The organism is Streptomyces sp. NPDC101110 (assembly GCF_044759525.1).
In the GTDB taxonomy this organism is placed as follows: domain Bacteria; phylum Actinomycetota; class Actinomycetes; order Streptomycetales; family Streptomycetaceae; genus Streptomyces.
In genome coordinates this window covers 169,315-183,949 of sequence record NZ_JBIVZM010000004.1, presented here as the reverse complement: position 1 = coordinate 183,949, position 14,635 = coordinate 169,315, and the positions used below count along the sequence as shown (strand labels likewise).

12 protein-coding genes and 1 tRNA gene are annotated in these 14,635 nt (G+C 70.9%); 3 read left to right on the top strand and 10 right to left on the bottom strand.

Features of this window, described 5'->3' with window-relative positions; genetic code table 11:
* The first annotated feature begins 14 nt into the window (after positions 1 to 14).
* Both ACIQU3_RS10180 and ACIQU3_RS10175 read left to right on the top strand, forming a co-directional pair.
* Positions 15 to 287: a hypothetical protein gene (locus ACIQU3_RS10180; protein ID WP_403924352.1), complete on the top strand. Its 273-nt coding sequence runs from the start codon at positions 15 to 17 to the stop codon at positions 285 to 287.
* Positions 288 to 580: 293 nt separating this feature from the next.
* Positions 581 to 667 (top strand) — tRNA-Ser (locus ACIQU3_RS10175).
* Positions 668 to 786: 119 nt separating this feature from the next.
* Here the strand turns inward: ACIQU3_RS10175 and ACIQU3_RS10170 are convergent.
* The 9 genes from ACIQU3_RS10170 to ACIQU3_RS10130 all read right to left on the bottom strand — a co-directional run bounded on the left by ACIQU3_RS10170 (position 787) and on the right by ACIQU3_RS10130 (position 10,719).
* Positions 787 to 1,605 carry an HAD family hydrolase gene (locus ACIQU3_RS10170; protein WP_403924349.1) on the bottom strand — a complete coding sequence of 273 codons (819 nt, stop codon included), beginning with the start codon at positions 1,603 to 1,605 and terminating at the stop codon, positions 787 to 789.
* A complete protein-coding gene (gene serS, locus ACIQU3_RS10165) occupies positions 1,602 to 2,879 on the bottom strand; it encodes a serine--tRNA ligase (RefSeq protein ID WP_403741667.1) in 1,278 nt (425 codons plus the stop codon). Before serS ends, ACIQU3_RS10170 begins: the two co-directional genes overlap by 4 nt.
* Before the next feature lie 541 nt (positions 2,880 to 3,420).
* The gene (pheA, locus tag ACIQU3_RS10160) at positions 3,421 to 4,353 is read right to left on the bottom strand and encodes a prephenate dehydratase (RefSeq protein ID WP_361871334.1); all 933 of its coding nucleotides are present in this window, start codon (positions 4,351 to 4,353) and stop codon (positions 3,421 to 3,423) included.
* 71 nt (positions 4,354 to 4,424) lie between these two features.
* Entirely contained in the window at positions 4,425 to 5,729 is a 1,305-nt protein-coding gene (efeB, locus tag ACIQU3_RS10155; RefSeq protein WP_403741663.1) for an iron uptake transporter deferrochelatase/peroxidase subunit, read from the bottom strand.
* Between the two features lie 6 nt (positions 5,730 to 5,735).
* Complete coding sequence (locus ACIQU3_RS10150) at positions 5,736 to 7,802, bottom strand: copper resistance CopC/CopD family protein (RefSeq protein ID WP_403924346.1); 2,067 nt, start codon at positions 7,800 to 7,802, stop codon at positions 5,736 to 5,738.
* Positions 7,803 to 7,815: 13 nt separating this feature from the next.
* On the bottom strand, positions 7,816 to 8,295 hold the full coding sequence (locus ACIQU3_RS10145; protein ID WP_403741658.1) for a copper chaperone PCu(A)C: 480 nt from the start codon (positions 8,293 to 8,295) through the stop codon (positions 7,816 to 7,818).
* Complete coding sequence (locus ACIQU3_RS10140) at positions 8,292 to 8,945, bottom strand: SCO family protein (protein WP_403741655.1); 654 nt, start codon at positions 8,943 to 8,945, stop codon at positions 8,292 to 8,294. Before ACIQU3_RS10140 ends, ACIQU3_RS10145 begins: the two co-directional genes overlap by 4 nt.
* Before the next feature lie 92 nt (positions 8,946 to 9,037).
* Positions 9,038 to 9,781, bottom strand: a complete 744-nt coding sequence (locus ACIQU3_RS10135; RefSeq protein WP_403741652.1) for a YcnI family protein — start codon at positions 9,779 to 9,781, stop codon at positions 9,038 to 9,040.
* A gap of 116 nt (positions 9,782 to 9,897) precedes the next feature.
* Positions 9,898 to 10,719 carry a hypothetical protein gene (locus ACIQU3_RS10130; protein ID WP_403741650.1) on the bottom strand — a complete coding sequence of 274 codons (822 nt, stop codon included), beginning with the start codon at positions 10,717 to 10,719 and terminating at the stop codon, positions 9,898 to 9,900.
* A 243-nt stretch (positions 10,720 to 10,962) separates the two neighbouring features.
* Here ACIQU3_RS10130 and ACIQU3_RS10125 point away from each other — a divergent pair, with 243 nt between their 5' ends.
* Complete coding sequence (locus ACIQU3_RS10125; protein ID WP_403741647.1) at positions 10,963 to 11,427, top strand: ATP-binding protein; 465 nt, start codon at positions 10,963 to 10,965, stop codon at positions 11,425 to 11,427.
* A gap of 86 nt (positions 11,428 to 11,513) precedes the next feature.
* On the opposite strand, the gene ACIQU3_RS10120 is transcribed toward ACIQU3_RS10125, so the two are convergent.
* Positions 11,514 to 14,507, bottom strand: coding sequence for a glycine--tRNA ligase (locus ACIQU3_RS10120; protein WP_403924343.1), 2,994 nt, complete (start codon positions 14,505 to 14,507; stop codon positions 11,514 to 11,516).
* Positions 14,508 to 14,635 lie beyond the last annotated feature (128 nt).

Genomic DNA, 14,635 nt, shown 5'->3' with positions numbered 1-14,635 from the left:
CTGGGAGGGCGGCAATGGCGGGCGAGAGGCCTCAGTACGACGATCGCGGGCAGTCGGGTTCCGGGTCCGGCGACGGTGCCCGGGACGACCTCGACGGTGTCGAACTGGACGAGGACTTCATACGCTCCGCCGGAGTCTCCGAGCCGTCCGCCCGAGCCCGGATGCTCGCGGCGAAGTGGCGCCGCGAGGAACCGGAGCCGCAGCCCTGGCGGTCCGACGAGCCGCCCGCGGGCTGGTTCTTCAGCAAGGCGCGGCGCCGCAGATGGCGCAGGCGCCAGCTGTATTGACCTGAAGCGCTGTTGACGCGGCCGGTCGGATCGAGCCGCCTTTATTCGGTGGCGTCCAATTCGCCCGGCGGGCAGAGTGGTTGTCGTCGCGGCCGGGCGTGGAGCCCGGTTCCACAGTCCGGGAGAGGAGCGGGGCGATGTCCATGCACGGCAGTACGTCCAGCTCCCTTCAGGGCAGCCGGCGGCGGGATCCGGAGTAGCCACTACCCCTCCGTGGAACCCGCCCGTACGGGGAGCTGCCCGGGGCGGCCGCTTCGAGCACGCGAATCGCACATCGCGTGGGCCGCCCACCCGGAGGATTGGCCGAGTGGTAAGGCACCGGTTTGCTAAACCGTGGTCGGGTCGAAAGGCCCGCGCACGTTCGATCCGTGCATCCTCCGCCGAGCACCATCGGGCCCTGCGTACCGGGCCCTGCGTACCGGGCCGCGAGCACTGTCCTCGAGCAGCGGGTTCCGACCGTCGGATTCCGACTGTCGGGATCCGGCCGACGGGCCCGGGATTAGCCCAGCAGTCGCTCCAGCACCAGCGCGATGCCGTCCTCGTCGTGGGAGGACGTCACCTCGTCGGCCACGGCCCTCAGTTCCTCGTGGGCGTCCGCCATGGCCACGCCGTAGGAGGCCCACGCGAACATCGGGATGTCGTTGGGCATGTCGCCGAAGGCGATCGTGTCGGCCGCCTTCAGACCGAGCCGGCGAGCCGCCAAGGACAGCCCTGTCGCCTTGGACAGCCCCAGCGGGAGCAGCTCGACGATGCCCGCGCCCGCCATCGTGACGGTGACGAAACCGCCGGCGGTGCGCGTGGCCGCCTCGCAGAGCTCGTCGTCGCTCAGCGTCGGGTGCTGGATGTACAGCTTGTTCAGGGGCGCGGCCCACAGGTCCGACGCGTCCGTGAAGGGGGTGGCGGGCAGGCTGCCCGTGACCGCGTAGCCCGGGCTCACGAGTACCTCGCCGTCGAGGCCGTCGCGGCTCGCCGCCAGGTGGAGCGGGCCCACCTCCGCCTCGATCTTGGCCAGCGCCACCCCGGCCAGCTGCCGGTCCAGCGTCACGGACGTCAGCAGGCGATGTGCGCCGGCGTCGTAGACCTGCGCGCCCTGGCCGCAGACGGCGAGGCCCTGATAGCCGAGGTCGTCGAGGATGTGCCGGGTCCAGGGGACGGCGCGGCCGGTGACGACGATGTGGGCGGCGCCCGCCTCGGTGGCCGCGGCGAGCGCGTCACGGGTGCGCTGCGACACCGTGTCGTCGGAGCGCAGCAGTGTGCCGTCGAGATCGGTGGCGACGAGCCGGTACGGGAAGGCGCCCGGGGAGGCCGTGTCGCTCACTTGGCCACCGGCTCCAGGACCTCCCGGCCGCCCAGGTACGGACGCAGCACCTCGGGCACGCGCACCGAACCGTCGGCCTGCTGGTGGTTCTCAAGGATCGCCACGATCGTGCGCGGGACGGCGCACAGCGTGCCGTTGAGCGTGGCCAGCGGGCGGACCTGCTTGCCTTCACGGACGCGGATCGACAGGCGGCGGGACTGGAACTCGGTGCAGTCCGAGGTCGAGGTCAGCTCACGGTACTTGCCCTGGGTGGGGATCCACGCCTCGCAGTCGAACTTGCGGGAGGCCGAGGCCCCCAGGTCGGCGCTCGCCACGTCGATCACGCGGAACGGCAGCTCCAGGGAGGTCAGCCACTGCTTCTCCCACTCCAGCAGGCGCTGGTGCTCGGCCTGCGAGTCCTCGGGAGCGACGTAGGAGAACATCTCGACCTTGTCGAACTGGTGCACGCGGAAGATGCCGCGGGTGTCCTTGCCGTGCGAACCGGCCTCGCGGCGGAAGCAGGGCGAGAAGCCCGCGTAGCGCAGGGGAAGGCGGTCGGCGTCGAGGATCTCGTCCATGTGGTACGCGGCGAGCGCGACCTCGGAGGTGCCGACGAGATAGAGGTCGTCGTCGGCGAGGTGGTAGACGTCCTGTGCGGCCTGGCCGAGGAAGCCCGTGCCCGCCATGGACTGGGGGCGGACCAGCGCCGGGGTCAGCATCGGGGTGAAGCCGGCCGCGGTGGCCTGCGCCATCGCCGCGTTCACCAGGGCGAGCTCCAGGAGCGCGCCCACGCCGGTCAGGAAGTAGAAGCGCGAGCCGGACACCTTGGCGCCCCGCTCGACGTCGATCGCGCCGAGGAGCTGGCCGAGCGCCAGGTGGTCCTTCGGCTCGAAGCCCTCTGCGCCGAAGTCGCGGATCGTGCCGTGCTTCTCGAGCGTGACGAAGTCCTCCTCGCCACCCACGGGCACGTCCGGGTGGACAAGGTTGCCGAGCCGCTGGAGGAGCTCCTGGGTCTCGGTCGCGGCCGCGTCGCGGTCCGCGTCGGCGGCCTTGACGTCCGCGGCGAGCTGACCCGCCTTCTTCAGCAGTTCGGCTTTCTCGTCGCCGGCCGCTTTCGGGATGAGCTTGCCGAGCGCCTTCTGCTCGGCGCGCAGCTCGTCGAAGCGGACGCCGGACGACCTGCGCCGCTCGTCGGCAGACAGGAGGGCGTCGACGAGCGCGACGTCCTCTCCACGGGCGCGCTGCGACGCGCGCACACGGTCGGGGTCCTCACGGAGCAGGCGAAGGTCAATCACGCGCCCAAGGCTACCGGTGTGGGGTGACCGCCCACGACTCACTATCCACGGCGTGGCATACGTACCGTTATGGGCGAATTACGTGGGGTGTCAATAAAGCAATCCCCTGTCCCCGGCACGAGGCATCGGCCGGACGTCGCATTGACGCGAGTCCCTTGCGGGGAGCGGGACTTGGCCGTGCGTTGTCCACAGGAATCCACACCGCTCGAAAAGTTATCCACAGGCTGTGTGGAAGATCTGTGGACTTCGGAATTGATCACTCCGGAAGCTGCGGGCACCCCTGAGAATTCCCCTTGCAAACCCGCTTTACCCTCACTTTCGAGTGCAAAAGGGTCACCCCTAAGGGTTACGCAGGGAAAACGGTGGACGAAGGGTGTCCTGCCTGCAGATGGGCGCATCAAGGGCCTGTAGGGCGATTTGTCGACTGACTCGTACTTCGTTGTCGACTTGTCCCCAGGTCGAGAAGCGGACCTGTGGATAACCCCTGTGGATAACAACAATCAGCAGGTACGACCGGCCCGGGACGGGCCGGTGACCCGGGCTAGAAGCGTCCGTCCTGGCACCGCGCGACCCAGTCCGCCGCGCCGGCGAACTCCTCGTCGGACGTCCCCAGTCGCGGTGGCTGCACATCCCCCGGCCGCATGTCCGCACGCGGGTAGGAGCCCAGATAGCGCACCTGGAGGCAGATCCGCTTCAGGCCCATCAGGGCGTCGGCCACCCGGCGGTCGGAGATGTGGCCCTCGGCGTCGATGCAGAAGCAGTAGTTGCCGATGCCGGCGCCGGTGGGCCGGGACTGGAGCAGCATGAGGTTGATGCCGCGGGTGGCGAACTCGCCCAGCAGGTCGCGCAGGCCACCGGGGTGGTCGTCGCGCTGCCACAGCACGATGGAGGTCTTGTCCGCGCCGGTCGGCGCAGCGGGCCGGGCGGGCCGGCCGACCAGGACGAAGCGCGTCTGTGCGTTCTCCGCGTCGTGGATCTGGGTCTCCAGGGCCTCCAGGCCGTAGCGGGCGGCCGCGAACTCGCCCGCGAAGGCGGCGTCGTACTGGCCCTCCTGGACCAGCCGTGCGGCGTCCGCGTTCGAGGCGGCCGACTCCCAGTGCGCATCCGGGAGGTGCTTCTTCAGCCAGTTGCGGACCTGCGGCTGCGCGGCCGGGTGGGCGGAGACGGTCTTGATGTCCGACAGCTTCGTGCCCGGGCGGACCAGCAGCGCGAAGGTGATCGACAGCAGCACCTCGCGGTAGATCATCAGCGGCGCGCCGGCGACCAGTTCGTCGAGGGTGGTGGTGATGCCGCCCTCGACGGAGTTCTCGATCGGCACGAACGCGGCCTCGGCCTCACCGGCGCGCACGGCGTCGAGCGCGGACTGGACGGACACGTACGGGATGAGCTCCCGGGTGGCGGCCTCGGGAAGCGTGCGCAGGGCGACTTCGGTGAAGGTGCCCTCAGGGCCGAGATACGCATAGCTCGCTGGCATGACCTCACCCTAATGGGCTCGCGGAAGCGCTATCCCCCACAAGCCGAACAATCCAACACAGGAGTGAACTCTCACCCCTCCAGCAGTTTCTGCCCCACGTACTGTCCCTCCGCGGCCCCGCCCGGCACCGCGAACAGTCCGCTCGACTCGTGCCGGATGAACTGCGACAGGGCGTCGCCGCGGTCGAGCTTGCGCTGAACGGGCACGAAGCCGCGCAGCGGATCGGCCTGCCAGCAGATGAAGAGCAGACCGGCGTCGGGCACCCCGTCGGCGTCGATGCCGTCGTGGAAGGAGAAGGGACGGCGGAGCATCGCCGCGCCGCCGTTCTGGTCGGGCCGGGTGATGCGGGCGTGCGCGTTGATCGGGACGACCAGGTTTCCCCGGGCGTCCGTCTTCTCCAGGTCCATCGCGGTCGTCTCGGTGCCGCCGGACAGGGCCGCACCGTCGGACTTGCGCCGCCCGATCACGTCCTCCTGCGCCCTCACGGAGAGCTGCTCCCAGTCGTCGAGGAGCATGCGGATCCGGCGTACGACCGCGTAGGAGCCGTTCGCCATCCAGGCCGGTTCGCCCTTCTCAGGCTTCTCCGGCACGAAGATGCGCTGGTCGAAGTCGGCCTCGCCCGGCTTGGGATTGCGGGTGCCGTCGATCTGGCCCATCAGGTTGCGAGCCGTCATGGGGTGGGAGGTGGCGCCGGGTGAGCGGTTGAAGCCGTTCATCTGCCAGCGCACCTTGGCGGCCCGGCCGGCGTCCTTCTGTATCGCGCGCAGGGCGTGGAAGGCGACCAGGGCGTCGTTGGCGCCGATCTGCACCCACAGGTCGCCGTTGCTGCGATTCTTGTCGAGGTGGTCGGAGGAGAACTCGGGCAGGGGGTCCAGGGCGGCCGGACGTTGCTTTTCCAGGCCTGTCCTGTCGAAGAAGCTGTGGCCGAAGCCGAAGGTGATCGTCAGCGAGGAGGGTCCGGCGTCGCGGGCGACGTCCGTGTCACCGTGCGGGCTCGGTTCCCCCGCCATGAGCCGCCGGGCCGTCTCCGACCAGCGGCGGAGCAGCGCGGAGGCCTCCTTGCGGCCGGCGCCTGCCGCCAGGTCGAAGGCGACGAGGTGACCGCGCGCCTGGAGGCCGTCGGTGATGCCGGGCTGATGTTTCCCGTGAAACATCGCCCGGTCCGTGCCGAGCGAGGTGAGGGGGGTGGCAGCTTCGGAGGGGGCGGCGGCGTAGCCCACGGCGGCACCCGCGGTGCCGAGGACGAGCCCGGTGGCACCGGCGGTACCGAGCAGCCGCCGTCGTGAGACACCCGCGTGGGCGGGGGCCGCTTCGTTCTTCCCCGGGCCGGCCTCGGGGGTGCGGGCGCGGGCCTTCGGGAGGGACTGGTCAGGCATGGTCGTTCAGCCGATCTGCGCGTTCTTGGAGACGGTCACCTCGTCGATGTCGGAGGTCCGCACGGTCACATCGACCTTCCAGTCGCCGGCCATGGGGATCTGCACTCCGTTCGCCGACCAGTGTCCGGTGGCGAGGTGGTCCGGGACGACGGGCAGGGGCCCGATGTCCTTGGCTTTCAGGGTGAACTCGACCTTCACCTCGGGGATGTCGAAGGCCCTGCCGTTGGGGCGCTCCACATAGACGTGCATCTCGTTGTCGCCCACGCGCGCGGGGTCGAGGTCGATGGTGACGATGCCCTTGCCGTCCTCGCCGCCGGTGTCGAACGGCATGTTCAGGGTCAGGGCCCCGGACGCGCCCGTGTCGGCGGAGGCGGACGCCGAGGTCGAGGTGGCCGCCTTGGCCTCCTGCTCGGTGCGTCCCGGCTCGGTCTGCGTCAACACGGTGGTGACGGCGAGCAGCACGACCGCGACGCCGGCCTCGGTCAGCACGGAGCGGCGCAGTCCGAAGCGGTTCGGGTCCGCGTCCCTGATCCGCTTGCGCCGTGCGGTGTCCCGGGCGGCCTGCTGCCGGGCGAGCTGCGCGGCGCGTTCGGTGCCGGCGGGCCCGGGGCCGGCGGACTCGGTGTCTGTGGGCTCGTCGCCGGACTGTTCGTCGATGTCCAGGCGTCGGGCGCTCTCGTCGTCACCCTGCTCCTCGCCGACGGCGTCCGCCTCGTCGGCGGTGTCCGGGCTTGCGGCCGCGACCGCGTCGGCGGCGGCAGCGGGCTCCATGGCGCCGGTGTCATCCGCCCGCGCGCCGACCCGCTCCTTCTCCCGTACGGCCGCTACCTCGACCGGAGCCGTCTCCGTCAGCCGCCCCGTCCACCGGCGCGAGATCCATGCGATGCCGACCAGGACGACCAGGAGGGCGATCTTGGCGAGCAGGAGTTGCCCGTAGCGGGTGTCGGTGAAGGCCGACCAGGAGCCGAGCTGGCGCCAGGACTGGTACGTCCCGGTCGCGATCAGGACGAGGACGCTGCCGAAGGCGACCCGCGAGAAGCGGCGTACCGCTGCCGTGTCGACCGGCGTCTCGGCGGGCGCGCGGTACAGGGCGGCCAGCAGCGCGCCCAGCCCGCCGAGCCAGGCGGCCACGGCCAGCAGATGGAGCACGTCGACCGGCATGGCGATGCCGGCCTGGAGGCCGACGGAGGCATGCTCGGACATCGCCCAGCTCGCCGCGAGCCCGGCCGCCACGACGATGCCGCCGATCGACAGCCCGAAGGTCAGGTCCCTCTTCTCCCGGGCGTCCTCCCGCTTGTCGTACGCCCCGAACAGCACGGCGATGAACAGGGCGGCCGCGGCGAGCAGCAGCAGCCGGGACACCAGTGCCGCGCCGGTCTTGGTCTGCAGCACCTGCCCGAGCAGGGACAGGTCGAAGACGTCGGAGACCTTCCCGGAGCCGGTGAAGGAGCCGCGCAGGAGCAGCAGCGCGAGGGTCGCCGCGGTGAGGGCGACCCACCCGGAGACGACGTACCGCTGTACCGGCCGCACCCCGGAACCGCGCTGCCAGCAGGCGAGCACGAAGGCGGCGCCGCCGGCCATCACGATGAACCCGCCGTACGACACGTACCGTCCGAAGCCGTACAGCCAGCCCACGACCCCGTCGTCCGTCGACTGCCCGGAGACCGACACGGAGGTCTTGGAGGGGGCCCCGATGGAGAAGGTGTAGGCGCCGGCGACGGGATGGCTGTCCGCGGAGACGACCTGGTAGGCCACCGTGTACGTGCCGTCGGGCAGGCCCGAGTGCAGGGGCACGGCGTACGTCGTTCCGCTGACGCTGGCCGGTTTGGCGGTGTCGACCCGCTTGCCCTCGGGGTCGAGCACGCGCAGCGAGTCGTCGGACAGTGCGACCGGCTCGGAGAAGGTGAGCGAGATCCGGGCCGGGGCCTTGTCGACCACCGCCCCCTGCCCGGGGTCGCTGCCGGTCACCGCGGCGTGCGCGGAGGCCGGACCGGCTCCGGCGAGGAGTGCGCAGGCCGCGGCCAGGAGCAGCAGCACCAGTGCCCGGACGCGGAGGACGATGGTCTGTGTCACGGAGGTCCCTCCCTCAGTGTCCGGTCGTCGGGGTATAGGTCGGCGGCTTCACCGGCATCTCGACCTTCACCGGTTCGGAGTGCGCGAAGTGCAGCTCGACGGAGACCGTCTGGCCTTCCTTCGGCTTGCTCTTCAGCTGTTCGAACATCAGGTGGTCGCCACCGCTGCTCAGCTCCAGCCGGCCGTCCGCGGGGATCTTGAGGCTCTTTACCTCCTGCATCGCGCCGTCGACGGTCTTGTGCACGGTGACCTGACCGGCGACGTCACTGGTGACCGAGGTCAGCTCGTCGGCGGCGCCGCCCTTGTTGGTGACGGTGAGGAAGCCGGCCGCCATGTCGTCGGACACCGGCTGCGGCATGTAGGCGGAGCCGGCGGAGAGTTCCGGCTTCCCCGAATCGTTTCCGCTGCCGGAGTCCGAGCTGCCGCAGCCCGTCAGGGCCAGCGCCAGGGCACCGGCTATGGCGAGGGCCGCCGGGGCGAGTCGCCGCCTCACGGGTTCTCCCCCTTGACGATCTTGGGGAGGTCCTTGGTGTAGGCGTCGACGTCGGCGTCCTCTCCGTAGAGCACGTAGCCGCCGTCGGTCTTCGGGGAGAACGCGATGACCTGGGTGCCGTGCTCGGAGATCAGCTTGCCGTTCTTGTCCTTGCGCGTCGGCTCGATGGAGATGCCGAGGGTGCGGGCGCCGGCCTGGATGGTCGCGAAGTCACCGGTCAGGCCGACGAACCGGCTGTCGATGCCTTTGAGCCACTTGCCGAGCTCGGCGGAGGTGTCGCGCTTGGGGTCGGTGGTGACGAACACCACCCGCAGCCGGTCCTGCTCGGCCTTGGGCAGCTGCTTCATGGCGACGGCGATGTTGTTCATCGTCAGCGGGCAGACGTCGGGGCAGTGGGTGTAGCCGAAGTAGATCAGCGTGGGCTTGCCCTCGGTCTCCTTGCGGAGGTCGTACTTCTTGCCCTGAGTGTCGGTGAGGACCAGGTCCGGCTTCTCGAACGGCTTGTCGAGGACCGTGGCGGCCTTGTCGGAGCCGGCCTCCTCGGACACCACGGAGACGGGCTGGTCGCCGGCGTCGCCGCTGCCGCAGGCGGTCAGGGTCAGAGAGGCGGCGGCGAGCAGGGCGGCCGCGGCGAAGGTCTTGGTGCGCATAGAAAAATGTCCCAGATGTCGGTGACCCGGCGCGCACCGGGGTGCCCCCGCACGGGGCGGGGATCCGGCGCGCGCCGTCAACGGAAGCAGCCTCAGGCGGTGGCCCGCCGGCGCCCGGCGAGCACGCCGTAGGCGACACCCGCGGCGCCGACCACGATGCCGACGACGCCCAGCACGCGGGCGGTGGTGTCGGTGCCGTCGGAGGAGTCGGAGTCGGAGGCCGCGGTGTGGGCGGAGGCCTTCTCGGCCGACTTGGCGTCGGAGTCCTCATCGGCCGCCGCGCCGTGGTGCCCGTCCTCGGAGGCCGCGGACAGCGCCAGCACCGGGGCCGGGTTGTCGGGCTCCTCCTTGCCCTTCTGCGGCACCTCGATCCAGCGGACGACCTCCTTGTTGGAGTACGTCTGCAGGGCCTTGAAGGCCAGCTGGTCGGTGTCCTCGGGCAGCTGGCCGACGGAGAGCGGGAACTTCTCGAAGTAGCCGGGCTCGATCCCCTTGCCGTCGGCGGTCCACGTGACCTTGGAGACGGCCTCGTTGATCTTCTCGCCGTGCATCTCCAGCGGCTTGTCCAGCTTGGACTTGGTGACCTCGATCTTCCAGCCGGGCATGGGCTCCGGCATGACGGAGGCCAGCGGGTGGTCGGTCGGGAAGTTGACCTCGAGCTTGGTGGTCGAGGCGTCGTCGCGCTCGTTGGGCACCTTGAAGTCGATGACCGCGTAGCCGCCCTTGGCGGCCGTGCCCTCGGGCTGCACGCTGACGTGCGCGAAGGCGGGGGCGGACAGGGCGAGAACGGTGATACCGGCGGCGGCACCGGCCGCGACGATACGGGAAGCCTTCATGTAAGGAGCACTCCGCTGTGAGTCGGTCTGAATGAGGAAGGAGGGATGCGCGCACACGCGCGTGCCGCACGACGGCGGCCCCTCCTCCACGGGAGCGGAGTGGTGGTCGCGTCGCGTCAGGCGGCGAGGGCGAGTGCGGCTGTGGGAACCGTGGCGGCCGGTGGGCCGCGTCGGATCACCGTGTGCTGGAGTGCCGCCGTGGGAGGCATCGGCGGTGCGGGCCGCGTGGTGTGCGCCGGGCGCGGTGGGGCCTGCGGAGCCCCCGGGAGCCCGGCGCGCAGGGCGCGGACCAGTGCGAGAGCGGCCCGCAGGGAGCGCACCAGCGCTCCTTCGGCGACTCCTTGCGCCGACAGCTGAGTGAGCCGCAGCAGAGCAAGGTCGCCGTGGCGCAGCAACCAGCCGGCGGCGAGGGCCGCGAGGACGTGGCCGAGCAGCATCGGCAGGGACGGCCACAGCGAGGCCGAGGACCCGGACGCGGTGTCCGCGACCAGATGCGTGTGCGTGCCCGTGGGCGGCTTGATCCGCGCCTCGGTGAGAATCCGTTGGGCCTGCGCCGGGCTGATCGCAGCCGCCGCCGTTCCGCACACGAACCGTGCGGCCTGCTGGACCAGCGCGGCGTCACTTCCACCTGCGGGCACCGAGGACGTGGCGACGGCCGTACTGTGCTGGCCGAGGCCGAACAGCGTGTGCAGCACGGTCTGGCCGGCCGCGAGCAGCGCGGTGATAGCCGCCAGTGAGCGGACGCGCCCGGCGAGCGGAGCCGCCACCGCGGCCACCCCTAGGAACCCGGCACCCAGCGTCCACAGCGGGATGCCGTCGCAGGAGGCGAGCGCGTGACCTGCCCCGGCCAGCACGACGCAGACCGCGGCGAACACCGCGGCCCGAAGGAACCGGAGCGTGTGTCCGGAGCGCGTCGCGCGCGTGTGGGGGGCAGTCATGGCGGGCTCATCATCGCACTGGCCCCGCAGGCCTCGTGAGGCAGGTCCACAAGATGCCGTACGAGCGGAACATCATGCTCTGGCCACGCACGCCCCGGATACACCGATACCTGCCCCCGCATACACCGATCGGAATCAGCGCGCATCCGCCGTATGGGCGGCGTCACGTCAACTTCACGCTTACACGGGGGGACTCAGGGCAATACGTAACGGTATGTCGAGGCGCGGCCGGGAGGCTGGAGCATGAGCATCTGGTGGTCACTCCATCTCCGGCGTGAAGCTGCGAGCGTGCCGCTCGCCCGCCGCCTGCTGATCGGCACGATGGAGACCGCGGGCGTCGACCCGGACATCTCCTACGACCTCTCCGTCGCCCTCAGCGAGGCGTGCGCGAACGCCGTGGAGCACGGCGGGGACGCAGGACGCGGCCCCGGCTCGGAGGCTTACCGGGTCACCGCCTATCTCGACGGCGAGAAGTGCAGGATCGAGGTCGCCGACGCGGGCCCGGGCTTCCCGGCGGCGTCCACGGGCCGGTCCCGCCCGCCGATCCGTCCCGCGCCCTCCGAAGCGGAGAGCGGCAGGGGGCTGTGTCTCATCGAGGAGCTCGCCGACCACGTTCACATCGGCAACAAGCCGGACCGGGGCGGAGCCGTGGTGAGCTTCGACAAGGTCCTGAAGTGGCGTTCCGGCGCTCCGCTGATGGCGGTCTGACACACCGGAGCCACGTGGCTGCCGCGTGGCTGTTTCACGTGAAACCGCCGCGTTTCACGTGAAACAGCACCTTGATCAGCCGCGCCCTACAACGCTCCCCAGTCCAGCGTCGTCCGTGCCAGTCCCGCCACGTCCCTGAGCAGCGCCAGCCGCGCAGCCCGCACCGCCGGGTCGGGGTCCATGACCAGCACCTCGTCGAAGAAGACGCCGATCGCCTCGACCAGCGGAGCGGAGACCTCGATCAGCGCTCCGAGATCGTCCTCCCGCCCCTGCAGTGCCTGCCGTACGGCCTGCGTGCTCTCGGCGAGACGCAGTTCGGCCGGGGCGGTCAGCAAGGACGCGTCGGCCGCCTCGGCACCACCCTCGGGCAGGATGCGCACGACCCGCTGGAACGCGGCGGCCAGCGCCTCGAACGCCTCGCTGGAGACATGCTGTTCCAGTGTCGCCAGCGTGCGGTCGCCGTGGGCGGGCCGGTCGGCCCACACCAGTACGGCCTGAACGAGCCGGTGCTCGTGCCCGGCGTCCGTCAGCTGCTGCTCGTAGCGCCGGGTGATGAGCTCGGCGGCCTCGGCGACCCGCTCGGCGGGCACCTCGACGCCCTGCGCGGCGTAGCGCACAGCCGCCGCGCGCAGGCCCTCGCTCACCCGCACCCCGGACACGGCGGGCACGCTCCGCAACACGTTGAGCAGCCCGATCGCGGCCCGGCGCACCCCGTACGGATCGGAACTCCCCGTCGGTGCCGCGCCGATCAGGAACATGCCCGTCACCAGGTCGAACCGATCGGCGAGGGACAGCACGGCCCCCGCGTCCCCGGCCGGCAGGGCGCCACCTGCGGAGCGGGGCAGCTCCATCTCGGCCAGTGCACGGGCGACCTCGGGTGACTCCCCGGCCCGGCGGGCGTACTCCTCCGCCATGACCCCGGCCAGCCCGGAGAACTCGATCACCATCTGGGACGCCAGGTCGAACTTGGCCAGCGCGCCGGCCCGCCGTACGACCTCCACCGACTCCTCCGGGAGCCCGGCCCGTCCGGCCAGGTCCTGCGCGAGGGAGGCGAGCCGGACGGCACGGTCGGCGACCGTCCCGAGCCGGTCCTCGAAGGTCAGCTTGTCCAGCCGACGCCGGAACTCCTCCGGCGCCACCTTCAGATCCGCCCGCCAGAAGAACGCGGCGTCCTCGTAACGGGCGCGCAGCACCGCCTCGTTGCCCGCCCGCACCACGTCGTCGTCGCACAGGGCGTTGGCGAACGTCACGAAGTGCGGCATGAGCCGGTCGCCGTCCAGCACCGGCAGATAGCGCTGGTGCTTGCGCATCACGGTGGTCAGGACACTCGAGGGCAGTTCGAGATAACGCTCGTCGAACGAGCCCCGCACGGCGTACGGGAACTCAAGGATGTCGGTGATCTCGTCGATCAGCCCGGCCTGGTCGTCCACGTCGATGCGCCCGCCCACCTCGGCCGCCGCCTCCAGGGCCCCGCGCACGACGGCGCCGCGGCGGGCCTCACGGTCGAGCAGGATGCCGTGCATGTGCAGGAAGTGGGGGTAGCCCTCGGCGGAGGTCACCCGGACTTCCGGGTAGGGGGCCTGGCGCTGCACCCGAGTGGTGTCGCCGGACGACAGGGAGGAGACCACCACGGGCAGGGGAGTGCGCCCCAGCAGCGCGAGCAGCCACCGCACGGGACGCGAGAACGACAGCCCCGGGTCGCTCCAGCGCATGTTGCGCCCCGCCCGCAGCCCGGAGACGACCTCGGCGAGCAGCTCGCTGAGCACCTCGACGGCCGGGCGGCCCTCCTCGTGACGAGTGAGCGCCACGTACTCGATCCCGTTGTTCTCGACCACGCGCACGTCGGCCGCCTCGGCGCCCTGGCTGCGGGCGAAGCCGAGGAGAGCAGGCGTGGGGGCGCCGTCCTTGTAGGCCGCGGCGACCTTGGGCCCCCGCACGGTCCGCATGGTGTCCCGCTCCCTCGGCTGCACACCGTCGACCGTGATCACGATCCTGCGCGGTGTGGCCATCACGCTGATCGCGCCGTGCCCCAGCCGGGTCGCCGCGAGCTTGGCGGTGACCGACTCGCGCACCGCTTCGGTGGTGGCGGGGACGTCCGCGTACGGCAGCTCCTCCACGCCGATCTCGAACAGCAGCGTCTCGACGCCGGGCACCTTGGGCAGCGCGGCGCGCTCGGCAGGCGCCGGAGCCGCCGCCAGCCCGAGCGGATGTTCCAGCGCGGCCCGCCGCCGCTCCCACAGCTTGGCCGTCTCGTGCGTCAGACCGCGCATCAGGGAGAACGCCTTGGCCCGCTCGGTGGTGCTGATCGCCCCGCGCGCGTCGAGCACGTTGAAGGTGTGGCTGCACTTCAGCACGTACGTGTACGCCGGGACCGGCAGCTCCAGGTCCAGCAGGCGCCGGGCCTCGGCCGCGTAGGACTCGAACAGCCGGTGGTTGGTGTCGATGTCGGCGTCGTCGAGGTAGTAGCGGCTCATCTCGTACTCGCTCTGCCCGAACACCTCGCCGTAGGTGATGCCCGGCGCATAGGCGATGTCCTTGAAGTGGGACACGCCCTGAAGGTTCATCAGGATGCGTTCGAGGCCGTACGTGATCTCCACCGACACCGGGTCCAGGGCGACTCCGCCGACCTGCTGGAAGTAGGTGAACTGGGTGATCTCCATGCCGTCCAGCCAGACCTCCCAGCCCAGCCCCCAGGCGCCGAGCGCGGGCGAGGCCCAGTTGTCCTCGACGAACCGCACGTCGTGTGCGTTCAGATCGACCCCCAGGGCGCGCAGGCTGCCAAGGTAGAGCTCCTGCGGGTTGCCCGGGTCGGGCTTGAGGATCACCTGGAACTGGGTGTGGGTCTGGAGCCGGTTGGGGTTCTCGCCGTAACGCGAGTCGTCCGGCCGCACGCTCGGCTCCACGTAGGCGACACTCCACGGCTCGGGGCCGAGCACCCGCAGCGCCGTGGCCGGGTTGGCCGTACCGGCTCCGACCTCGGTGTTCAGCGGCTGCGTGATCATGCAGCCGTTGTCGCTCCAGTACTTCTGCAGGGTGAGGATGGCGTCCTGCATGGTCAGCGCCGTCGATACGTTCTTCATGATGATCGCGCCTGTTCCCCGAGTCGGACCGGCAAGGTCGGCCATGATCTCACACGTCAACTAGCGCTGACCTGCTGTTTCTTGACCGACCGGTCGGACGTGGGCCGGGATGGATGGCGGGGGTGGGT

Excerpts from the sequence above, each read along its gene's own strand:
- ACIQU3_RS10180 (WP_403924352.1), top strand. The coding sequence starts at position 15 with ATGGCGGGCGAGAGGCCTCAGTACGACGATCGCGGGCAGTCGGGTTCC.
- pheA (WP_361871334.1), bottom strand. The coding sequence starts at position 4,353 with ATGCCAGCGAGCTATGCGTATCTCGGCCCTGAGGGCACCTTCACCGAA.
- efeB (WP_403741663.1), bottom strand. The coding sequence starts at position 5,729 with ATGCCTGACCAGTCCCTCCCGAAGGCCCGCGCCCGCACCCCCGAGGCC.
- ACIQU3_RS10140 (WP_403741655.1), bottom strand. The coding sequence starts at position 8,945 with ATGCGCACCAAGACCTTCGCCGCGGCCGCCCTGCTCGCCGCCGCCTCT.
- ACIQU3_RS10135 (WP_403741652.1), bottom strand. The coding sequence starts at position 9,781 with ATGAAGGCTTCCCGTATCGTCGCGGCCGGTGCCGCCGCCGGTATCACC.
- ACIQU3_RS10130 (WP_403741650.1), bottom strand. The coding sequence starts at position 10,719 with ATGACTGCCCCCCACACGCGCGCGACGCGCTCCGGACACACGCTCCGG.
- ACIQU3_RS10125 (WP_403741647.1), top strand. The coding sequence starts at position 10,963 with ATGAGCATCTGGTGGTCACTCCATCTCCGGCGTGAAGCTGCGAGCGTG.
- ACIQU3_RS10120 (WP_403924343.1), bottom strand. The coding sequence starts at position 14,507 with ATGAAGAACGTATCGACGGCGCTGACCATGCAGGACGCCATCCTCACC.